Source organism: Candidatus Poriferisodalis sp. (genome assembly GCF_965203655.1).
In the GTDB taxonomy this organism is placed as follows: Bacteria; Actinomycetota; Acidimicrobiia; order Acidimicrobiales; family Poriferisodalaceae; genus Poriferisodalis.
On record NZ_CBDBDD010000008.1, the window covers coordinates 124,380 to 145,895 of the forward strand.

Consider the following 21,516-nt stretch of genomic DNA (forward strand, 5'->3'; position numbering starts at 1 on the left):
GCAGCGCCGATCAGGCGTGACTCGCTGCGTCATTCCACAATCCCGGAACCCTCCGTTGCCGGGGTGCCTAGCCGGTCGCGAGTTCTCCGGAGTCGAGCAGGTTGCGCAGGCCGTTGTCGTCGAGGACTGGGACGCCGAATTCGGCGGCTTTGTCGAGCTTGGCCTGCCCGGCACCTGCTCCGGCGATGAGTGCGAAGGTGCTCTTGTTGACGCTGCCCGGGCTCTTGCCGCCTCGTGCCTTGATGGCGGCTTTGGCCTCATCGCGGCTGAGGTGCCAACCGTCGAGATTCCCCGTCACCACGACGGACTTGCCAGCGAGCACCTGCGGCGCGTCGAGTTCGCCGTCGACTCGGTCGAAGCACACCTGCGCATCCCGCAGGCGCTGGACCAGAGCGGCGTTGTCGACGTCGTCGAAATAGCTGCGGACGCTGGCGGCAATGATGGGTCCGATGCCGTCGATGGCCGCGAGCTGCTCGTCGCCGGCCGTCATCACGTCATCCAGTGAGCCGAATCGTCGCGCCAACAGCTCCGATGCCGTTGGACCGAGGTGTTCGATGCCGAGGCCGATGAGCAACCGGGCCAGTGGCGAATCTCGAGCGGCGTTGATCTCGGCTACAAGACTGTTGGCCGACTTCTCGGCGAATCCCTCGAGTCCGATGAGGTCATTGGCGCTCAAGCCGAAGAGGTCGGCCGGGTCGGTGACGAGGCCTCGCTCGTAGAGCGTCACGACGGTCTGTTCGCCGAGACCTTCGATGTCGAGCGCACCGCGGCCCACGAAGTGCCCGATGCCTTGGATCACCCGATCGCGGCAGGCGCGGTTGCGGCAGTACGTGTTGGCGTCGCCCTCGCTGCGCTTCAACGGGCTGCCGCATGACGGACATCTCTCGGGGAACTTCCACGGTTCGGAGCCAACAGGGCGCTCGGCGAGCACGGGGCCGACCACCTCGGGAATGACATCGCCGGCTTTGCGCACGATCACGGTGTCGCCCGGGCGCACGTCCTTGGCGGCGACCTGATCCTGGTTGTGCAGTGTGGCCAGCGACACCGTCGATCCGCCGACGAAGACGGGCTCCATGTAGGCGAACGGCGTGGCGCGACCGGTGCGCCCGATCGAGACCATGATGCTGCGCAGCTTGGTCGTGCGTTCCTCCGGGGGGAACTTGTAGGCCACCGCCCACCGCGGCGCACGGCTGGTGTAGCCCAGCTGTGACCGGAGTTCGAGGTCGGCCACCTTCACCACGACCCCGTCGATCTCGTAGGCGGGCTTGTGGCGGTCGCGCTCCCACTGCCTGCAGAAGTCCTCGACTTCGGCGAGCGTGCCGAAGGTCCGGATTTCGGGGTTGACCGGCATGCCGAGCTCGCCCAAGTACGCGAAAACCTTGCCGGCGTCGCTGAGATCGGGCCCGCCGGCCAACCCGCCGACGTCGTAACTCCAGAACGACAGGCCACGCGTCGCGACGATCGAGGGATCCTTCTGGCGCAGGCTGCCGGCAGCCGTGTTCCGGGCATTGGCGTAGTCGGGATGGCGGCGCTGCACATCGACCGGCGTGAGCTTGGCCAGCGATTCGAGCTTCCGCCGCTCGCCCGCCGGCATGTCGTCGGGTGCCGCGGCGATCTGTTGCTTGGCGTCGTCCACGGCCGCGGCGAGCGCGTGGCGAGCCTCGGCCTGCGACTCGTTCAACTCGCGGAATCTGTCCAGCGGCAGGAAGATCTCGCCGCGCACCTCGATGGCCTCGGGCACCGGCGATTCCCTGTTCAGTTCCCGGGGGATGTCCGCGATGGTCACGACGTTCGCAGTGACGTCCTCGCCGACACGCCCGTTTCCGCGTGTCGCCGCCTGGACGAGGCGTCCCTGCTCGTACCGGAGCGAGACGGCCAGCCCGTCGAACTTGAGCTCGCAGATCAACTCCGGTTCGGGCACGCTTGACTCGGTGCCCCCGTTGTCGGCCCCGTCGGTGTCCGCGTCGTCGAAGAGCGTCCGCTGCGTCGCAGCGAGACCGCGCATGACGCGGCCATGCCACGCACGCAGCTCGCCAAAATCCATGGCGTTGTCGAGCGACGTCATCGGCCGGGCATGGACGACCTCGCCGAAGAGTGCCGACAGTTCAGCTCCGACACGCTGGCTGGGCGAATTCGGATCCGCAAAGTCGGGATAGCGCGCTTCGAGCTCGATGAGCTCGCGCTTGCGGGCGTCGTACTCCCCGTCGGGCACCGACGGCGCGTCATCGCGGTGGTACTCCACGTCGTAGCGGTTGACCAGGCTCGCCAAGTGCCGCATGCGGTCGAGATCGCTCTGCCGGCGTTCCGCTGCATCGACGTCGCCGTCGACAGCAGCGGTCGTCGCAGCCTCGGCACCGCCCGCGGCTGTTGAATCCACAAGCGCGACGCTACTGAGCGGGTGCGACACCACGGGTTCGCGCCGTCGCTTCCGCAACAAGCCGTCGAGCGAAATGGCAAGGGCCTGCGATCGATGCGCGGCAACCAATCCCCGTTTGCCTGCTCCGCGCGGCGAGACTCTGCCCGTGGGAACAACGCTGCGAGCGCACCCGACTCTGTGGCTGTTGCGGTTGCTGTGGCTGATTGCGCCGTGGAGCGTGGGGGCTGCCGCGGCGGACGCGCTCAGTGCCTGCTCGCCCGACACCACCCGGATCTTGAGCGCTGAGCTGTGGGGCGCGTGGGGAGTGGTGCTGACGGCCACGCTTGTGCGGCGGCCGTGGGCGCTGACTGTGGTGCGGATCGCTGCACCTGCCGCTGTCGGGGTGGCGATCGCCTCGGTGGTAGCCGCCGCGGCGTGGAATGCCGACCTGGCCGCGCCGCGTGCCGCAACGGCGATTGCGGGAGCCGTCATCGCCGCAGCGGTGGCGTTGCTGCCCGAGACCGGCAATTCCATGGTGGATGGACTCAGCTATGGCAACGAGCGGCGGATGTTGTTGCGGCCGCCGTTCCTGCTGGCTGTCGCGCCCGTCCCGCTGGTGTGGGCAGTCGTCGTCGTCGGCGTGGGGGTGCCGCTGGTGCTGTGGGCTCGAGGCCAGTGGATCTGGGCCGTGGTGACCACGATCACAGGACTTGCCGCCGCGGCGCTGGGCTTCAGATCGCTCTACCAACTGTCACGCCGCTGGGTGGTGTTCGTCCCCAACGGTTTCGTTCTGCACGACCAGATGGCAACACGCGAGCCGTTCCTGCTGCGCCGCGCCGATGTGGCGGCCCTCGGTCCCGCGCCGGCGGATATTGATCTCGAAGCGCCCGACCTGGTGGACATCAGCGGCAACGCCCTCGGCCCCGTGCTGCTGGCCGAGCTGAGCGTGGACGTCGAAGTCGTGCCGCGCACGTCCGGCACCGCGCAGGTGCAGGCTGTGTCGCGCGTGCTGTTCAGCCCCACCCGCCCAGGCGAGATGCTGGCTGAGGCTGCCCAGCGGCGAATTCCCCGCTGAGACTGCGCCAGTACCCTCACCGCAGTTATGGGAGAAGCGGCGGCGATCAGCACGGATCAGGTGGCACATGTCGCGCGGCTGGCCCGGATCGAGCTCACGCCGGACGAGATCGAGCACTACGCGGGCCACCTGGGACGTGTGCTCGAGCATGCCCGTGAGCTGGAAGATCTGGATCTCGCCGATGTGCCGCCGCTCGCGCACCCCTACCCGCTGCGCAACGTGTTCCGTGACGATGTCGCGGGTTCGCCGGTGGATCGGGACGAGGTGCTGTCCCAAGCGCCCGCCGCATCCGGCGGGCAGTTCGAAGTGCCGCCGGTGCTCGGCGAGGAAGCCTGAACCGGCCGTGCCCCGCTCGGCGACGGCCCGATGACCTCGGCTCACGCAATCGCCTCCGAAGTGTGCGCCGGCACACGCCGAGCGACCGACGTACTCGAAGACTTCCTCGGCCGCATCGAGATGCACGATGCCGACGTCCACGCCTTCAACACGGTGACGGCCGATCAGGCTCGCGCCGCGGCGGCGGCCATCGATGCGGCGGTCGACGATGGCCGCGACCCCGGGCCGCTGGCAGGCGTCCCCGTCGCCTTCAAAGACAACATGTGCACGCGCGGCGTCGCGACCACCTGCTCATCGCGGATACTCGAAGGCTGGCAGCCTCCCTACGACGCCACGGTCGTGCAGGCCATGACGGCGGCCGGCGCGGTGATGATCGGCAAGACAAACCTCGACGAGTTCGCAATGGGCAGCTCCACCGAGCACTCGGCCTTCGGCCCCACACGCAATCCCTACGACCTCACCCGGGTGCCGGGCGGCTCGAGCGGGGGCTCGGCTGCAGCAGTCGCCGCCGGCTTCGCGCCCCTGGCGCTGGGCTCCGATACCGGAGGCTCGATCCGCCAGCCCGCATCGCTGTGCGGCATCGTGGGCATCAAGCCCACTTACGGCCGGGTCAGCCGCTACGGCCTGGTGGCCTTCGCCAGCTCGTTCGACCAGATCGGCCCCTTCGCAACCGACGTCGCCGATGCTGCGCTCACGCTCGGGGTGATCAGCGGCCACGATCCGGCCGACAGCACGTCGATACCTGCCGACGTGCCCGACTTCGAGGCCGCGGTGGGACGCGGAGTCGAGGGCTTGCGGGTGGGTGTCGTCAGCGAGCTGACCGGGAGCCGCAATGGTGCTGCGAACGGCGGCCCAGTGCTGGGAGATACAGCGCCCCGAGATTCAGCAGGCGAGGTGCTGGACGGCATCGACGCCGACGTGACCGAACGGGTGCTCGAGGCGGCTGACGCGCTGGCCGACGCCGGGGCGACCGTCGGCAGGGTCTCGGTGCCTGCAGTCACCTACGGCCTCACCGCGTACTACCTCATCGCACCTGCGGAGGCCTCGAGCAATCTGGCGCGTTACGACGGCACTCGGTACGGGCTGCGGGTCGAGGGCGCAGATGTCGAGGAGATGAATCGCCTGACTCGTCGGGCCGGCTTCGGGGATGAGGTCAAGGCACGCATCATGCTGGGCACGTTCGCTCTCAGCGCCGGCTACTACGACGCCTACTACGGCAAGGCTCAGCGGGTCCGCATGCTGACCCGGCGGGATTTCGACGCTGCCTACGCCGAGTATGACGTGCTGCTGTCGCCCACCTCGCCGTGCGTGGCATTCCGCTTCGGCGAGCGCGCTGACCCGATGACCATGTACCGGTGCGACACCTGCACTATCCCGTCGAATCTCTCGGGCGATCCGGCCATGTCGGTGCCGTTCGGGACCGGCGCGGACGATCTGCCGGTGGGCGTGCAGGTCATGGCCCCGGCGCTGGGGGAGGAGACGATGCTGACCGTCGCCGCGGCGATCGAGCGTGCTGCGCCGCCGCTGCCAAAGCCGCCGCTGGTCGGCGCAGCCGACTCGACAGGAGCAGGAAACTGATGGCTGCAACCACGCAGTCGGCGACGGGCGCGGCGCCTTCAGGCTGGGAGATCGTGGTCGGCCTCGAAGTCCACGTCGAGCTGGCGACCGACACGAAGCTGTTCTCAGCAGCGCCCAGCCGCTTCGGCGACGAGCCGAACACCAATGTCACGCCGGTGTGCCTCGGCCTGCCCGGCTCGCTGCCGGTGCTGAACCGTCGCGCCGTCGAGCTGGCCATGGCGGTGGGGCTCGCGCTCCACTGCGAGATCCGGCCGTCGGTGTTCCACCGCAAGAACTACTTCTACCCCGACATGCCGAAGGACTACCAGGTCAGCCAGTACGACCAGCCGATCTGCTCCGACGGCTGGCTCAACGTTCCCGGCGAGGGCAGGGTCGGCATCGAGCGGGCGCACCTCGAAGAGGACGCCGGCAAGACGACGCACCTGGGAGGTGCAGACGGGCGCATCCACGGGGCGGTGGGCGCACTCGTCGACTACAACCGGGCAGGCACCCCGCTGCTCGAGATCGTCTCGCGGCCCGACATCGGCTCAGCCGCCGAGGCCAGCGCGTACGTCGAGGAGCTGCGCGAGATCCTCCTGGCGGTCGGCGCATCCGACGCCCGGCTGGAGGAGGGCTCGATGCGCGTCGACGCCAACATCAGCGTGCGGCCCGCCGGTTCGACCGAGCTGCGCACCCGCTGCGAGGTCAAGAATCTCAATTCGCTGCGTTCGCTGCGCAATGCCATCGACTTCGAGGCTCGCCGCCACATCGGGCTGTACGAGGCGGGCGAAGCACCTGTGCAGGAAACCCGGCACTGGTCCACCGACGGGCGCACCCACTCGCTGCGCTCGAAGGAAGAGGCCGACGACTACCGCTACTTCCCCGAGCCCGACCTCGTGCCGCTCCAACCGGATCCGGACTGGATCGAGCGGGTGCGAGCCGCCATGCCCGAATTGCCGGCTGTGTTGCGAGAGCGTCTCTGCGCGCACGGCGCTGACACTGCCGATGCTCAGGTCATCGCCAGTCGCGGCCTCGCCCCGCTGGTGCTCGATGCAGTAGCCGCGGGCGCTGATGCGGGCCGCGCCGTCACCCACGCCGTGCAGAACCTGGCGCTGGACGGGGCCGAGCTGCTCGAGGCCGCCCAGCTCGCGTCCCTCGTCCAGATGGAGACCTCGGGCCAGCTCACGGCGACACAGGCCAAGACCGTGCTCACCCACATGTGCGAGCGGGCGCCCGGAGCAGCGGCAGACCCTTCGGCGATCGCGGCCGAGTTGGGCTACGAAGCCATGGACAGCGGCGAGCTCGAAGCGCTCGTCGACCAGGCCATCGCCGACAACCCCGAGGCCTGGGCGAAGTTCTGCGCCGGGGAATCCAAGGTGGCCGGCGTCTTCGTAGGCGCGGTGATGAAGGCCACCCGTGGCCAGGCAGACGGCCAAGCTGTCACCGGGCTGCTCGCGCAACGCCGCGACGCCTGAGCGCCTGCCGAATGGCCGAGGCGCTCAATCTTCGCCGGTGCGCAGCCAGGCGTCGCCCCTGAAGCGGATCCACTGCGGCGCTGCTCGGAAGAACATGAACAGGGTGAGCGCCGTCCACAGCCAGCCGATGCCCAGATCCAGGATGCGCACCGCGCCGCCGACGATCGCGAAACCCACTGCGGCACCGGCCATCGCCCGTGCCAGGAAGCCCAAGTCGCCGGCGCCGATGAAGATGCCGTCGAAGGCGAAGGCGGCGGCATTGACGGGCTGCGCGACGGCCACGAACAACAGGATGAAGCCGCTGAGCGCGACGACAGCGGGGTCGTTGCTGAAGATCGATGCCAGCGGCCCGCGCAGCAGCACGAGCGCCAGCCCGAACACTGCGCTGAGCTGGATGCTCATGCCGATCATGCGGACGCTGGCCGCGCGGGCCACCTCGGGTCGGCTGGCGCCAAGTTCCTTAGCCACCATGGCCTGACCTGCAATCGCCACCGCGTCGAGGGCGAGCGAGAAGAACGACCAGATCTGCACGCCGATCTCATGCGATGCCACCTCGGTCGTGCCGATACGAGCCGCGAACACTGCAGCCAGCACGAACGCGCCCCGCAGCGATGCCGTGCGCACAAACATCTGGGCGCCGACACGGGCGTAACGCCACGCCGCAGCAGCAACGAGCCGCAGCCTCGCGCCCACCGCCCGAACGTGGCGATGGACGGCGACTGCGAAGGCCACGGCGGCACCCCACTGCGCGATGACCGTTGACCACGCCGCGCCGGCGATGCCCATGTCGAGCTCGAACACCAGCACGAGTTCGATCAGCAGATTCCCTGCGGCCGAAGCCACGGCGATCACGAGGGGGGTGACCGTGTCCTGGGTGCCCCGCAGGTAACCCGTGGCCGCCATGCCCGCCAGCAACGCGGTAAAGCCGATGAGGCTGATTCTCAGGTACGTGAGCGCGTGATCAGCGACTTCCGGGGTTGGGTCGAACACGCCGACGAGATAGCCCGAGCTGGCCCACATGCCCAGGCTGAACACCACGCCCAGCGCGATCGACAGCCACATGCCGGCGATGCCCTGTTCGGCTGCTCGACGCAGCGATCCGGCGCCCACCAGCCGGCCGACGAGGCCGGTCGTGCCATAGGCGAGGAAGATCAGAATTGCGTGAGCGCTCAGCAGGATGGCCGATGCGATCGCGAGCCCGGCGAGTTCGGGTGTGCCGAGTCGCCCGACGATTGCCCTGTCGGTGAGCACGTACAGCGGTTCGGCGATCAGCGCCCCGAAGGCCGGCACCGCCAGCAGCAGGATCTCCCGGTCGTAGACCGTGCGTCGAAACACGGCTACGTCCCCGATCCGGTCGATGCTGCCTGCGTCATCCGGCGAGGCGCCACACGCCGGTCTCGATATCGATCACATACAGCTCGCCAGCAGCGTCCACACCGAATCCGACCGGCCGCGGCGTGCTGACACCCAGGCTCCACACTTCGTCGGGTCCTGCACCTGGCTGCACCGCGACTGCGTAGATGTCGCCCCCGCAGAGATCGGCGAACACGTATCGACCGGTCAGCCAGTCCAGCTCGCTGCCGCGGTAGACGTGCCCGCCGATGACCGCGCAGAGTCCGCGCCCGTGCCGGTATTCGAAGTCGGGTTCGCGGTGGTTGTCGAGTTCGGTGCCGACGAAGCGACGGCTGCCTTCATAGGAGTTCCAGCCCAGGTTGGCCCCGGCCTCGTCGAGGCCGAGGACGGTCACCTCCTCCATGCACTGCTGGCCGACATCGGCGACCCACAGCGTTCCGGTCACCGTGTCGAGGGAGATCTGGAACGGGTTGCGGGCGCCGTATGCCCAGATGCGCGGGTCGCTGGCGGTGCCGAGATCGGGATTGCCCGGCGCCGGCACCAGCCGCCAGTCGCCTGCGTCGGTACTGCCGCCGTCGTCGACGGCGAAACGCAGGATTGCGCCGAGGGGCGTGGTGAGGTTCTGACCGTGATGATGGGGGTCGCCGAGGCCGCCACCGTCGCCGAAAGACACATACAGCAGCCCGTCAGGCCCGAATACCAGGGCGCCGCCGTTGTGCTGGGCGTTGGTCTGGGAGACCGTCAGCAGATTGGCAGACTCGCCCTGCAACCCCGAGCGGTCGTCTCGGGGCGTCAGCACGGTTACCACGCTGTCCCCGTGCCGGTCGGTGCGATTGATCCAGAGCCGCCCTTTCGGCCCGAAGGTCATGCCGACCAGTCCTTGGTCGTGCTCGGCTGCCGTGTTCGAAGAGAAATCTGCCACCGGTCCGTCACCGAGCACCGCAGTTCCGCTTCCGTCGACCTCGAAGTGCCAGATGCGTCCCCGGCGGTCGCCGACAAAGCCGCCCCCGCGGCTGCCCGCACTAGATCGCGCCCGATCGAAGACCATCACGGTGGCCTCGGGCACATCCAGGAAGGGTTCCAGGGTCACGGTGCGCCCGGGAGCGGCCTCCGCGACCCCAACGGCCCCAATCTCGGGAAGGCCAGCGGGACAGGGTGTGTTGGACGCCACGTATTCGGGCGTCTGGGTGAGCGGCAGCGTCGTGGTCGGCTCGGGCACGGTGGTTGCGGTGCCGCCCGCTGGATTGCCGATTGCCGGACCGGTGCTGTCGTCGATGCCGGAGCATCCGGCCGCGGCGGCCCCGGTCGTCATCGCCACAGCACAGGCCACGAGGCTGAACAGCCGTCTGCGGGGCACCCGGTCAATGTACGCCCGCTCGGCGTTCCGGTGGCCAGATTTCGGACGCTGGTGGGCACGCGCAAGGTTGTGGCTGCCCGATGAGCACGACAGAATGAGCCGATGCGCACGCCAGCACGCTTGCTCGAGTGCACCGGGGTGGTACTTGTCTAGGCGAGCCCGTCTCGACGCGCTCGCCCTGCCTCCCGCTCGGGAGGCGCTTTTGTTTGTGGACGCAGATTGTTCAGGAGAGAATCGATGGAGCTGACCGGCGCTCAGGCCTTGATGCGAAGCCTCGAGATGAGCGGTGTCGAGGTGATGTTCGGCCTGCCCGGCGGCGCGATCCTCCCGGTGTATGACCCCGTCTTGGACTCGCCGATCCGCCATGTGCTCGTCCGCCACGAGCAGGGCGCGGGTCACATGGCGCAGGGCTATGCCCACGTCACCGGCAAGCCCGGCGTGGCGATGGTCACCAGCGGCCCGGCAGCCACCAACATCGTGACGCCGCTGTGCGACGCATTCATGGACTCGATCCCCCTGGTGGTGGTCACCGGCCAGGTGGCCATGTCGGCCATCGGCTCCGATGCCTTCCAGGAGTGCGACACCACGGGCATCACCATGGCGGTCACCAAGCACAACTATCTCGTGACCGACCCAGCCGACATCCCGCGCATCGTGGCCGAGGCATTCCACATCGCCACGACGGGACGACCCGGCCCCGTGCTGATCGACCTGCCCAAGGACGTCAGCAACGCGATGATGACGTGGTACTGGCCTGACAGCGTCGAACTGCCGGGGTACCGGCCCCGCCGTGAGGTCGATCCGGCGGCCATCGCCGAAGCTGCGCAGCTCATCCGCGCGGCCGAGCGCCCGGTCATCTACGCCGGCGGTGGTCTGCTGAAGGCCCGGGCGGCGGAAGCCCTGCGTGAGCTCGCCGAGATGTGCGACATCCATGTGGTGACGACGTTGATGGCGCGTGGCGTGTTTCCCGACAGCCACCGGTTGTGCCTCGGGATGCCCGGCATGCATGGCAACTACACCGCGGTGACGGCGATGCAGCAGGCCGACCTGCTCATCAATCTCGGTGCGCGCTTCGACGACCGGGTCACCGGCAATCCGGCACACTTCGCCCCGAGCGCGAAGGTCATTCACGTCGACATCGACCCAGCCGAGCACGGCAAGGTGCGAGTGCCCGAGGTGGCGATCGCCGGTGACGCCAAGGTGGCGATCGAAGCATTGATCGAGGCGCTGCGTCCCAGCGACGGCAGCGCAGCAACTGACGCACTGGCTGATCGATCCGCGTGGAAGTCGACGGTCTCGGGCTGGCAGGAGCAATACCCGCTGCAATATGACCAGCCGTCGGGCGGTCACCCCCTCAAGCCGCAGTTCGTGGTGGAGCAGATGCGCGATCACACCCCCGACGACACGATCGTCGTGGCGGGCGTGGGTCAGCACCAGATGTGGGCGAGCCAGTACTGGCAGTTCGACTACCCGTATACCTGGGTGAATTCCGGCGGCTTGGGGACGATGGGGTTCGCGGTGCCCGCAGCGATCGGCGCCAAGGTGGGCCAGCCGGACCGAACCGTGTGGGCCATCGACGGAGACGGCTGCTTCCAGATGACTGCGCAGGAGCTGATCTCCGCCAGCGCCGAGAACATCCCGGTCAAAGTGGGCATTCTCAACAACGCCTACTTGGGAATGGTGCGCCAGTGGCAGGAGCTCTTCTACGCCGAGCGGTACAGCGAGGTGTACCTCAGCGCCGACCATCCCGACTACGTGGGCTGGGCCGAAGCCATGGGCTGCGTGGGCATCCGGGTGGAATCTGCAGAGGAAGTGGTGCCTGCCATCACCAAGGCGAACGCCATCAACGACCGCCCGGTGGTGGTCGACTTCCGCGTCGACACCGAGGAGAAGGTGTACCCGATGGTGCCGGCCGGCGGCTCCAACGACGACATCATCCTCGGTCCCGAGGGCGACGCCGATGCGGCGCTGAAGGGTTCGGCGCCGTCGTGAGCGGTGCGCAATGTGGCAGGCCGTCGTGAGCGGTGCGCAATGTGGCAGGCCGTCGTGAGCGGTGCGCAATGTGGCAGGCCGTCGTGAGCGGCCCGCAGGGCACGAACCTGTCGCCTGAGGAAACCGCGGTGGTGAGCCTGCCGCAGGAACCGGACCTGCACATCTTTGCGGCCATCGTGGAGAACAAATTCGGCGTTCTTGCGCGGATCGCCGGGCTGTTCAGCCGGCGTGGCTTCAACATCTTCTCGCTAGCAGTGGCCCCGACGGCCGATCCGTCCTACAGCCGCATCACGATCGTGGTCGACGTCCACAACACCGACGTCAACCAGATCGCGAAGCAGCTCGACAAGCTCGTCAACGTCATCAACATCAGCGAGCTGCATCCGTCCGACTCGCTCGAACGGGAGCTGATGCTGGCCCGCGTGGGTGCCGTCGATCTCGAGCCGGTTGTCGATGTGATCTCCGAATACGGCGGGGAAGTGCTCGATCACGCCGATGGCGAGGCCATTGTGAGCGTGAGCGCCCATCCAGACCGGCTCGATCGGTGCGAGCGTCAGCTGCGTCCGTTCGGCCTGCACGTGCTGCAGCGCACCGGCCGCATCGCGCTGCGTGCGCTCGATGCCGATGAGCCCGCCGTCGGCATGACCGCCTGAGACTGGCAAACTCCCGCCAACGCTGACTCCGAGAGGAACTACCAGGATGCCCGCGACCATCTATTACGAAGAAGACGCAGACCTCAGCCAGCTGGCTAGCCGCACCGTGGCGGTCATGGGCTATGGCTCACAGGGCCACGCTCACGCCCTGAACTTGCGTGACAGCGGAGTCGACGTTGTGGTGGGGTTGCGGGCTGGCTCGTCATCTCGCGCCAAGGCAGAGGCCGAGGGCCTGCGCGTGGCCGATGTTGCGGGGGCGGCTGCCGAAGCCGACATCGTCATGATGGCGCTGCCCGACACCGATCAGGCAGCCATCTACGACGAGTCGATTGCACCGAATCTGCGGTCGGGCAACGCGATCGCCTTCTCGCACGGTTTCAACATTCACTTCGGCCAGATCAGTCCACCCGATGAGGTCGATGTGTGGATGATCGCCCCCAAGGGACCGGGCCACAACGTCCGGCGCACGTACGTCGAGGGCGGCGGTGTTCCGGCGCTCGTGGCGATTCACCAGGACGCCAGCGGGCACGCGCTGGCCGACGCACTGGCCTACGCAAAGGGAATCGGCGGCACACGGGGCGGCGTGCTCACCACCACGTTTGCCGAGGAAACCGAGACCGACCTGTTCGGCGAGCAGGTGGTGCTCTGCGGCGGCCTGACCGAGCTGATCCGGGCCGGTTACGAGACGCTGGTGGAGGCCGGCTACCAGCCCGAGTCGGCCTACTTCGAGACGCTGCACGAGGTGAAGCTGATCGTCGACTTCATCTACGAGGCCGGCATCTCGGGCATGCGCTACTCCATCTCGACCACAGCCGAGTACGGCGACATGACTCGTGGCGCACGCATCATCACCGACGAGACACGGGCGGAGATGAAGCGCATCCTGGCGGAGATCCAGGACGGCAGCTTCGCCCGGGAATGGATCGACGAGAACCGCAACGGGCTGCCCAACTACCGCCGGATGGTCGAGGAAGGCAAGCAGCACCCCATCGAGCAGGTCGGTGCGGAGCTGCGAGCCATGATGCCGTGGATCACCGCGGGCCGCCAAGACGTCACCGCAGCCTCGGGCGGCGCCGTTTCCTGAACCTCCGGGACACGGTGGCAGAATCGGGGTGTGGTCGACGTTGTCGTGACGCCGGTGCGGGTGCCCACTGCGGGTGACCTGCTCGTGGCGACGCCACGCTTGGTGGATCCCAACTTCGATCGCACGGTCGTGTTCGTGATCGAGCACCAGGAAGCGGGCACCCTGGGCGTGGTCATCAATCGAGCGTCGGACATCTCGTGCGCGGCGGCGGTTCCGCGCTGGGCGTCGCGTTTTGCGACCGAAGCTGCAGTTGGGCTCGGCGGTCCCGTGGAGCCTCAGGGCCTGCTTGCGCTCGGGGCCACATCAGATCCGTCCGCGGGCCAATTGCCGTCGCCCTCGGATTCCAGCGGTGGGTCCGCTGATGCCGACGGCGTCTGGCGCACGGTCAATGGGACCGTCGGATTGGTCGACCTCACCGCCGATCCGTCTGAACTCGATGCTGAAGTCACTGCCGTCCGGATCTATGGCGGGCACGCCGGATGGGGGCCCGGCCAGCTGCGAGGCGAGCTGCAGGCGGGCTGCTGGTGGGTGTTCGACTCGGCACCTGGCGATCTGACGGCGAATGCAGCGACGCTCTGGCACGACGTGCTGGCGCGCCAATCGCCCCCCGCGCGGTTGCTCGCGAATTACCCCGACGACCCGGCCCACAACTAGCGCTTCGGATCAGCTCGCGGCACCGACGCTGGCCGATGTGCGCCGGGGACTCCCCATTGGAGCGCGCTAGGTTCCACTGGCGTCTGTCGACTGCGTCAACGTCCGCGGAGGTCACTCATGAGCGATTACGGCGAGTCCCCGTCCTACGACGGAGACCGGCGCACTGGCTGGGCTGAACTCGGATCTGGGGAGACCGTCGAGCTGGCGCGCATCGGCGCGCGATTCGGTGCCCGGATTCTCGACATCATCTTCGTCTTTGTCATCTACATGGTCGTGCTCATGATCATGCTCGGCGGATGGGCCCTCTCCGACGAGGACTCGGGGGTCTTCTCCGGCGGGCTGGCCATGGCGACGCTCATCGGCCCGATCGTCTGGTTGGTTTACGAGGGTGTGCAAGTCGCTGTGTCGGGACGAACCTTGGGTAAGCGGATGACCGGCATCAAGATCATCAACGCGGCACATGGCGGAGTGCCTGGCTGGGGCAAGTCAGTCGGCCGGTGGGTGATTCCTGGCCTAATCTCACTGATTCCCCTCGCCGGTCTGCTCTTGGCGATCCTGTGCTACGTGAGCGCGACTTGGGATCGTGTGTATCAGGGTTGGCACGACAAGGCGGCAGGCACCCTCGTCATCAATGCCTGAAGTTCATCCACCGACGCCTTGAGGGAACAGGGGCGCTATTCGATGAGCGAGTACCGAGAACCTCCGCCGTCTGACGGCGGGCGACGCACCGGCTGGGCTGAGCTGCCGGACGGCGGCATCGTCAGGCTTGCTTCTGCAGGGGCCCGCTTCGGTGCGCGGGTGTTAGACGCAGTTCTCCTATTCGCAGTCGACATGGTCATCATCTTGGTGAACGTCGACTGGAGTGCATTCGGTGATGAATTGCAGGAGGAATCGCCCGACTTCACCGGAGTGTTTCCGGGTGCAGGATTCTTCTTGGTCCTCTCTGCTGTCTCGATCGCCTACGAGATCATTCCGGTCGCGTTGTGGGGACGAACCTTGGGCAAGCGCGTGGTGGGCACCAAGGTCGTGAACGCCCAGTCGGGTGAGGTACCCGAATGGGGCAAGGCCATCGCGAGGTGGGCCATTCCGGGCTTGCCTGTGACGATCGCGGGCTTGCCCGCATTTGGCTTCGGAATTTTGTGGATTGGCTGGCTGTGGTGGATCCTGTGTTACGTCAGCCTGACATGGGACCGCGTGTACCAAGGCTGGCACGACAGAGCCGCCGGTACACTGGTCATCAAGGTCGCGCAAGCGCAGAGATCAACTAAGCAGATCGAAGGGGTTCAACCAGAAATGAACCGCGTGCAACCAGACATGAATGCCCCCTACAGCGGTCTCGCCATAGCGGCGATGGTGTGCGGGATTTGCGGGTTCATCACCTGGGGCATCGCAGGCGTCGTGGGCATTGTCTTGGCAGTCCGTGCGAAGCGGGACACGCAGTTCGGGGGCAAGCGGGGCGAGGGAATGCGCGTCGCAGGGTTAGTTTGCGGCATCGTCTCGGCGAGCATTTTGGCCGGATGCACTGCGCTCGTGGTCGTGGGCGCGGCGGCGGGATCGTGATGGCGCTGCGCTGAGAGTCGCTCCGTCGGCGACTAACTGCTCGCGCCACATCTCGGGAAGAACCTCGGCAAAGCGCGTGGTGGTCAATCCCGGATTTAGCCGCGGCCATCCCGTTCCTCGTGTGGATTGGCTGGCTGTGGTGGATTCTGTGCTATCTCAGCCTGACATGGGATCGCGTGTATCAGCGCTGGCACGACAAGGCCGCGGGCACCCTCGTCATCAAGCCGTGAGCAGCAGATGAGTGACCTCGGCAAGGCGTCTGCCGCGCAGAGCAGATGGCGGACCCGTTCAGTCGGTGTGGGCGACCTCGGGACCGTGCAGCTTGCGGGCCCCGGAACTCGATTGGCTGCACGGGTCCTGGACATTGGGGTCGTGTACACGCTCTGGTTGATCACCCGGGATGTCGTCGGCCTTTACATTGTCGAGCCCAGGGTCAGCTCTGCAGCAGGCAGGTTCTTCGTAGCCCTCGTGGTTCTGCCACTTGTCTTCGTCGGGTATGAGGTTGTCCAATCAGCGTTGTGGGGACAGACCGTGGGAAAGCGGATCGTTGACATTCGAGTGGTGAATGAATCGACGGGCCGCCCCCCGGGATGGGGCAGGTCGTTGATTCGCTGGGCGGTCCCGCTGGTTCCCTTTGCCGTGTTGGCCGTTTTTCTGTCGTTGGCAAGTGAGTTCCTTGCGCTGCTTGCCGCCGTCGCGTCGGTGGCTGTGTGTTACCTGAGCATCACGTGGGACCGGAAGAACCAGGGTTGGCACGACAAGGCTGCAGGCACGTTTGTCGTCAAGACGGGCGTTCTCGTCTCCGAGCGCTGAGGCGAATCAGCTGTCGCCCTGGGGCCGTTCGACTGCGTTGCCAGTTGCGGTATCAGAGTCGCTCGACGATGTAGTCGATGCAGGCGGTTAGGGCCTCGGCGTCGATCGGATCGATCGCAGGGAATGCGGCAATGCGGAGCTGGTTGCGGCCCAGCTTCCGGTACCCCTCGGTGTCGATGATGTCGTTGGCTCGCAGCGCTGCCGCGATGTCATCGGCGCTCACGCCGTCGAAGTCGATGGTGCATACGACGGGGGAGCGCATCTGGGGGTCTGTGACGAACGGCGAGGCGAAGTCCCGGGCTGCAGCCCAGTCGTAGATGCTGCTGCTGGAGGCTGCCGAGCGAGAGGCCGCCCAGGCGAGGCCGCCGCCGTCCAGCATCCACTCGGCGGTTTCGAGCGTCAGCAGAATCGTGGCCAGCGCTGGCGTGTTGTAGGTCTGGTCTTGGCGAGAGTTGCGCGCCGCGATGGCCAAGTCCAGCGTGGCGGGCTTGTAGCGGCCGTCGCTGTCGATCCGCTCTATCCGCTCGATCGCGTTCGGTGAGCACAGCGCGATGAACAGTCCGCCATCGGCGGCGAAGGCCTTCTGGGGAGCGAAGTAGTAGCAGTCGACGTCAGCCGGGTCCCACGTCATTGCGCCGGCGGCAGAGGTCGCGTCGACCAGGACCAGCGCGGGCGAGGCGCCTTGCCTGAACGGGCCCAGTTGCGGTTGCGCCAGCGGCATCGCCACCCCGGTGGAAGTCTCGTTGTGGGTCAGCGCATACACGTCGATCCCGGCGTCGGGCTCAGGCGTCGGGTGGCTGCCATAGGGCGCTGTGATCACCACTGGGTCTTCCAGGTGCGGCGCGGCAGCAGTCACAGCAGAGAACTTCTCGGAGAACTCGCCGAAGGCCAGGTGCTGTGCCCGGCGTTCGATCATCGAGAATGCGGCGGCGTCCCAGAAGCCGGTGCTGCCGCCGTTGCCCAGCACCACCTCCCAGCCATCGCCCAGCCCGAACAATTCAGTCATGGCTGCGCGCAACCGGCCCACCACAGATCGCACGCCGGTGCGACGATGCGACGTGCCCATGTAGTCGAGCGCACGAGCTTCCAGCGCTTTCACAGCTTCGGGACGAACCTTGGACGGGCCCGAGCCGAAGCGCCCATCGGCGGGTCGCAGCTCGGCGGGAAGAGAAATCGATGAGGGAGAGGCAGCCATCGGCTGCCACTATTGCGCCCGGGCCAGTCGCCGACAACCACATTTTCACTACAAATCGCCGACGAGATTCATCGGCGACTTCACGCCTGGCTGCGCCGACAGGGTGGTTCCGCGCCTGATGCGGTCGCTGGGCGGCGAGACTGTCGGGCGCTCGCGGCAGCGCGTCGAGCAGACGGGAGACGCTCAATGAGCAATCGAGTATCGACGGCACTGGCGGGCATCGCCCCGTCGGCCACCCTCGCCGTGGACGCGAAGGCCAAGGCGCTGCGGGCGGCGGGCGAGAACGTGATCGGCTTCGGCGCCGGCGAGCCCGACTTCCCGACGCCGGAACACATCGTCGATGCTGCAGCGGCTGCATGCCGCGACACGGCGAACCACCGCTACTCGCCTGCCGGCGGTCTGCCTGCCTTGAAGACAGCGCTGGCTGCCAAGACCAAGCGCGACAGCGGCCTTGACTGGGAGGCCAGCCAATTCCTGGTCACCAACGGGGGCAAGCAGGCCGTCTACAACACCATGGCTGCGCTGATCGATCCTGGTGACGAAGTGCTGCTGCCGGCGCCCTACTGGACGACCTATCCCGAGGCGATCCGGGTGTTCGGCGGCGTACCGGTCGAGGTGTTCGCCGGCATCGAGAGCGGGTTCCGCGTGAGCCTGGACCAGCTCGAAGCAGCACGAACCGACCGCACGAAGGCGCTGCTGTTCGTCTCGCCGTCCAACCCGACCGGCGCCATCTACCCGCACGACGAGATCGTGGCGATCGGCCAGTGGGCCGTCGAGCACGGACTGTGGGTGATCACCGACGAGATCTACGAGCACCTGACCTACGGCGACGCCGAGCATCACTCGCTCCCCGTACTGGTGCCCGAGATCGCCGACCGCTGCGTGGTGCTGAACGGCGTGGCCAAGACCTACGCCATGACGGGCTGGCGGGTCGGCTGGATGGCCGGGCCGTCAGACGTGATCGCCGCCGCCAGCAACCTGCAGAGCCATGCCACGTCCAACGTCTGCAACGTGGCTCAGGCGGCGGCACTCGCAGCGGTCTCGGGAGATCTCGAGGCGGTGGCGATGATGCGATCAGCGTTCGACGTGCGGCGTCAGCGCATCACCGAGATGCTCAGCGCCATCGAGGGCGTGGACTGCCCCGAGCCCGAAGGCGCGTTCTACGCATTCCCCAACATGGAAAGGCTGCTGGGACGCCGCTACGGCGGCACGGAAGTCACGACCACGCTCGAGTTGGCGGCGGCCGTGCTCGAGCACGCCAAGGTGGCCTTTGTGCCCGGCGAGGCCTTCGGCGCCCCCGGCTACGCGCGCTTCTCGTTCGCTCTCGGGCTCGACGACCTTGCCGAAGGCATCAGCCGCATCGCAGACCTGGTCGGGTGACATGGCACGGGTCCTGGTCGCCGAGACGTTGGCCGACGCCGGTCTCGACCTGCTGCGCGCTGCCGGCCACGACGTCGACATCCGTACGGGGCTCAGCTCCGACGAGCTGCGCGACGCCGTCGCCGGGGCACAGGCACTGGTCATCCGCTCGGCGACTCAGGTCGATGCTGATCTTCTGGCAGCCGGCGATTCGCTCGTCGTCGTCGGGCGTGCCGGCGTAGGGCTCGACAACGTCGATGTAGCCGCTGCGACCGAGCGCGGCGTGCTCGTGTGCAACGCGCCGTCCAGCAACGTGGTGTCTGCGGCAGAGATGACCGTGGCGCTCATGCTGGCGCTGGCTCGCCATGTGCCTCAAGCACACCAGGCACTCGCGGACGGCCGCTGGGAGCGCAGCCGCTGGGGCGGCATGGAGATCTACCGCAAGACGATCGGGATCGTGGGCCTCGGCAGGGTCGGCCGCCTGGTCGCGCAGCGGATCGCACCGTTCGACGTAGCGCTCATCTCCTACGACCCCTATGTGAGCGCGGAATCCGGCCGAGCCGCCGATGTCGAGATGGTCGAGTTCGACGAACTGCTGGAGCGATCGGACATCATCACGCTGCATATGCCCCGCACGCCCGAGACGGCGGGACTGCTGGGGGCCGAAAACCTGGCGAAGTGCCGGCCGCATGCGTTGATCGTCAACACCGCCCGTGGGGGCATTCTCGACGAGGCGGCTGCTGCCGCAGCTTTGGAGGCCGGGTACCTCGGCGGCGTAGCAGTGGACGTCTACGCAACCGAACCGGCAACCGAATCGCCGCTGTTCGGCCGACCCGATGTGGTGGCCACCCCGCACCTCGGCGCCAGCACTTCAGAGGCGCAAGACCGCGCCGGCACCCAGATCGCCGAGCAGGTCAACCTGGCCCTAGCCGGCGACCCCGTGCCCTACGCCGTCAACGTCTAGCGCTGCTGCTTGTAGCCCTTCGCCAGTTCCTTGGCGTACAGCCCTTCGGCGCCCGGATGGTTCGCGGTGCTGCCAGCCCGGCTTGCGTGCATCGACTCTCGCATCTTTCGCGCGGCAGCCTTGCGCGGGTCCGGAGCCGATGACTTCGAGCTCGGGTGCGCAAGGGCAGCAAAGAAGTGGCCGAAACTCCGCAGTCCGCTGCCGATTTTCTTGACCACTTTGCGCATCGCCGTCGCTCCTTACCTGGACGGGTCTTCGGAATCCACCCTACATTGCGCCTCGACGAGGCACCTTCAGCGATGTGCTTGAGGTCTGCTCAGCGCAGTGCGGCGACTGTGGCTGCGTCGGGGTGATGCAGGTAACGCTCGGGGATGTCGAAGCCGAAGATGCGGGCGGCGTTGAGGCCCAGGATCTTGGCCCGCTCGCTGTCCTCGAGGTGGCTCATCGTGCGCTCGATGGCCTGGGCCGAGTACGGCCATGAGCCCTCGTGGTGCGGGAAGTCGTTCGCCCACAGGAAGTTGTCGACCAAGCCGTGCTCTCGGGCCAAGTCCAAGCCGGCGGGATCCTCCTGGAAGCTCGCGAAACCCTGGCGCTTGAAATACTCGCTGGGCAGCATCTCGAGCTTGGGCCGCACCCACATGTGGTGCTTGAGGTACGCCTCGTCCATGGCGGTGAGCATCCACGGCACCCAGCCGATGCCGGCCTCGATCGATCCGAACTGAAGCTTCGGGTGCCGCTCGGCGACGCCCGAGGCGCAGATGTTGACCAGCGGCTCCATGGTCGGCGCCAGCGAGTGCACGGCGTAGTTGATGACGGCGCCGCCCTGGCTGCGCGAGGTGCGCGGGTCACGCCCAGTAGAAACGTGGAACGTGACCGGCAGCTCGACATCGTCGATGCAGTCCCACAGCGGCTCCATCTCACGCAGGTTGTAGTTGAGGTCGTCCACGTCGGGCGGTCCGAAGACCGGCTTGGCCGGCAGGCTCAACCCTTTGAACCCGAGCGCCGCACAGCGCTGGACCTCTGCGATGGCTTTGTCCAGCGTTGCGGGAGCGATGCAGGCCATCGGGGCCAACCGGTCGTCGTAGTCGGCGAACTCCTCCCAGGCCCACTCGTTGTAGGCCCGGCACATGGCGTGGCTGAAGTCGGCATCGGGCGTGGCCCAGATGCTCAAGCCCTTGTTCGGGAACAGGATCTCGGCGTCGCAGCCGTCCAGCGCCAAGTCAGCCAGTCGGGCCTCGGGGCTGCGCCCTGACTGGTTGCGCAGTTTCTCGTGGCCTTCGAAGGGCTTGGTCCAGTTGAGCTTGGCCGGGCGGAATCCCTCAGCCTTTTGGAAGAACTGCTCCTCTGTGTTGTCGCTGGCTTCGCCAGTGGCGCCGCCGCCCTCGCCCTTGCCGTCGTCGCCCTTGGCGGCCTTGCCATGAACGTCCATCGCCTTGGTGACGGCGATGGTCGGCAGCCGGTGGTGGTACGCGGGGTCGATGCGGTCGTACAGAAACGTGTTGGGCTCCTGCACATGCCCGTCCGCCGAGCACATGAAGAACTTGTCGTCGGCATCGGGCCGAGCCGAGCGCAGCCACCCCTCGTTGCCCGGCGTCTCCAGTCGCCACACGTTGTTGACATCAGGTTCAGGAATGGTGATCGCCATGTCGGCACTCCAGGCTCAGAACTCAGGACCAGGGTCTCGGTGCAGTTGGCTGCCCGCCCGATGAGTCTCGCACGCAACCAGCCCCGGC

Annotated in this window: 19 protein-coding genes; 13 read left to right on the forward strand and 6 right to left on the reverse strand. The window is 67.3% G+C overall.

The annotated features are described in order from the left end of the window. Nucleotides 1-67 precede the first annotated feature (67 nt). Nucleotides 68-2,377, reverse strand: coding sequence for an NAD-dependent DNA ligase LigA (gene ligA, locus ACOGW9_RS09210; RefSeq protein ID WP_419910506.1), 2,310 nt, complete (start codon nt 2,375-2,377; stop codon nt 68-70). A gap of 145 nt (nt 2,378-2,522) precedes the next feature. Between ligA and ACOGW9_RS09215 the strand changes: the two genes are divergently transcribed. The 4 genes from ACOGW9_RS09215 to gatB are packed head-to-tail and all read left to right on the forward strand — an operon-like array spanning nt 2,523 to nt 6,799. Beyond that, on the forward strand, nt 2,523-3,431 hold the full coding sequence (locus ACOGW9_RS09215) for a hypothetical protein (protein ID WP_419910508.1): 909 nt from the start codon (nt 2,523-2,525) through the stop codon (nt 3,429-3,431). Nucleotides 3,432-3,458: 27 nt separating this feature from the next. Then, on the forward strand, nt 3,459-3,767 hold the full coding sequence (gene gatC / locus ACOGW9_RS09220) for an Asp-tRNA(Asn)/Glu-tRNA(Gln) amidotransferase subunit GatC (RefSeq protein WP_419910510.1): 309 nt from the start codon (nt 3,459-3,461) through the stop codon (nt 3,765-3,767). 30 nt (nt 3,768-3,797) lie between these two features. Then, the gene (locus tag ACOGW9_RS09225) at nt 3,798-5,345 is read left to right on the forward strand and encodes an amidase family protein (RefSeq protein WP_419910512.1); all 1,548 of its coding nucleotides are present in this window, start codon (nt 3,798-3,800) and stop codon (nt 5,343-5,345) included. Beyond that, a complete protein-coding gene (gatB, locus tag ACOGW9_RS09230; protein WP_419910514.1) occupies nt 5,345-6,799 on the forward strand; it encodes an Asp-tRNA(Asn)/Glu-tRNA(Gln) amidotransferase subunit GatB in 1,455 nt (484 codons plus the stop codon). Before ACOGW9_RS09225 ends, gatB begins: the two co-directional genes overlap by 1 nt. A 24-nt stretch (nt 6,800-6,823) precedes the next feature. Here the strand turns inward: gatB and ACOGW9_RS09235 are convergent, their stop codons facing one another. Both ACOGW9_RS09235 and ACOGW9_RS09240 read right to left on the reverse strand, forming a co-directional pair. After that, nucleotides 6,824-8,134: an MATE family efflux transporter gene (locus ACOGW9_RS09235; protein ID WP_419910516.1), complete on the reverse strand. Its 1,311-nt coding sequence runs from the start codon at nt 8,132-8,134 to the stop codon at nt 6,824-6,826. 34 nt (nt 8,135-8,168) lie between these two features. Further along, nucleotides 8,169-9,509, reverse strand: a complete 1,341-nt coding sequence (locus ACOGW9_RS09240) for a PQQ-dependent sugar dehydrogenase (RefSeq protein ID WP_419910518.1) — start codon at nt 9,507-9,509, stop codon at nt 8,169-8,171. A gap of 237 nt (nt 9,510-9,746) precedes the next feature. Here ACOGW9_RS09240 and ACOGW9_RS09245 point away from each other — a divergent pair, with 237 nt between their 5' ends. The 7 genes from ACOGW9_RS09245 (at nt 9,747) to ACOGW9_RS09275 (ending at nt 16,265) form a co-directional block, all read left to right on the forward strand. After that, nucleotides 9,747-11,501 (forward strand): acetolactate synthase large subunit, encoded by a 1,755-nt coding sequence (locus tag ACOGW9_RS09245; RefSeq protein ID WP_419910520.1) that lies wholly within the window; start codon nt 9,747-9,749, stop codon nt 11,499-11,501. A gap of 83 nt (nt 11,502-11,584) precedes the next feature. After that, nucleotides 11,585-12,154: an acetolactate synthase small subunit gene (ilvN, locus tag ACOGW9_RS09250; RefSeq protein ID WP_419910522.1), complete on the forward strand. Its 570-nt coding sequence runs from the start codon at nt 11,585-11,587 to the stop codon at nt 12,152-12,154. A 46-nt stretch (nt 12,155-12,200) separates the two neighbouring features. Then, the gene (gene ilvC / locus ACOGW9_RS09255; RefSeq protein ID WP_419910524.1) at nt 12,201-13,238 is read left to right on the forward strand and encodes a ketol-acid reductoisomerase; all 1,038 of its coding nucleotides are present in this window, start codon (nt 12,201-12,203) and stop codon (nt 13,236-13,238) included. Nucleotides 13,239-13,268: 30 nt separating this feature from the next. Further along, the gene (locus tag ACOGW9_RS09260) at nt 13,269-13,892 is read left to right on the forward strand and encodes a YqgE/AlgH family protein (RefSeq protein WP_419854260.1); all 624 of its coding nucleotides are present in this window, start codon (nt 13,269-13,271) and stop codon (nt 13,890-13,892) included. A 117-nt stretch (nt 13,893-14,009) separates the two neighbouring features. Further along, nucleotides 14,010-14,531, forward strand: coding sequence for an RDD family protein (locus tag ACOGW9_RS09265; RefSeq protein WP_419910527.1), 522 nt, complete (start codon nt 14,010-14,012; stop codon nt 14,529-14,531). Nucleotides 14,532-14,573: 42 nt separating this feature from the next. After that, nucleotides 14,574-15,452 carry an RDD family protein gene (locus ACOGW9_RS09270; protein WP_419854258.1) on the forward strand — a complete coding sequence of 293 codons (879 nt, stop codon included), beginning with the start codon at nt 14,574-14,576 and terminating at the stop codon, nt 15,450-15,452. A gap of 237 nt (nt 15,453-15,689) precedes the next feature. Beyond that, nucleotides 15,690-16,265, forward strand: a complete 576-nt coding sequence (locus tag ACOGW9_RS09275; protein ID WP_419910529.1) for an RDD family protein — start codon at nt 15,690-15,692, stop codon at nt 16,263-16,265. 52 nt (nt 16,266-16,317) lie between these two features. Here the strand turns inward: ACOGW9_RS09275 and serC are convergent, their stop codons facing one another. After that, nucleotides 16,318-17,460, reverse strand: coding sequence for a phosphoserine transaminase (gene serC / locus ACOGW9_RS09280; RefSeq protein WP_419910531.1), 1,143 nt, complete (start codon nt 17,458-17,460; stop codon nt 16,318-16,320). 186 nt (nt 17,461-17,646) lie between these two features. On the opposite strand from serC, the gene ACOGW9_RS09285 reads away from it, so the two are divergent. Together ACOGW9_RS09285 and ACOGW9_RS09290 are read left to right on the forward strand one after the other, a co-directional pair. Beyond that, on the forward strand, nt 17,647-18,840 hold the full coding sequence (locus ACOGW9_RS09285) for a pyridoxal phosphate-dependent aminotransferase (RefSeq protein ID WP_419910533.1): 1,194 nt from the start codon (nt 17,647-17,649) through the stop codon (nt 18,838-18,840). Between the two features lies 1 nt (nt 18,841). Continuing rightward, nucleotides 18,842-19,783, forward strand: a complete 942-nt coding sequence (locus ACOGW9_RS09290) for a hydroxyacid dehydrogenase (RefSeq protein ID WP_419910535.1) — start codon at nt 18,842-18,844, stop codon at nt 19,781-19,783. On the opposite strand, the gene ACOGW9_RS09295 is transcribed toward ACOGW9_RS09290, so the two are convergent. Together ACOGW9_RS09295 and ACOGW9_RS09300 are read right to left on the reverse strand one after the other, a co-directional pair. Continuing rightward, complete coding sequence (locus ACOGW9_RS09295; protein WP_419910537.1) at nt 19,780-20,010, reverse strand: hypothetical protein; 231 nt, start codon at nt 20,008-20,010, stop codon at nt 19,780-19,782. The two genes, ACOGW9_RS09290 and ACOGW9_RS09295, sit on opposite strands and share 4 nt — an antisense overlap. Nucleotides 20,011-20,099: 89 nt before the next feature. Next, on the reverse strand, nt 20,100-21,428 hold the full coding sequence (locus ACOGW9_RS09300) for an amidohydrolase family protein (protein WP_419910539.1): 1,329 nt from the start codon (nt 21,426-21,428) through the stop codon (nt 20,100-20,102). Between the last annotated feature and the right edge of the window lie 88 nt (nt 21,429-21,516).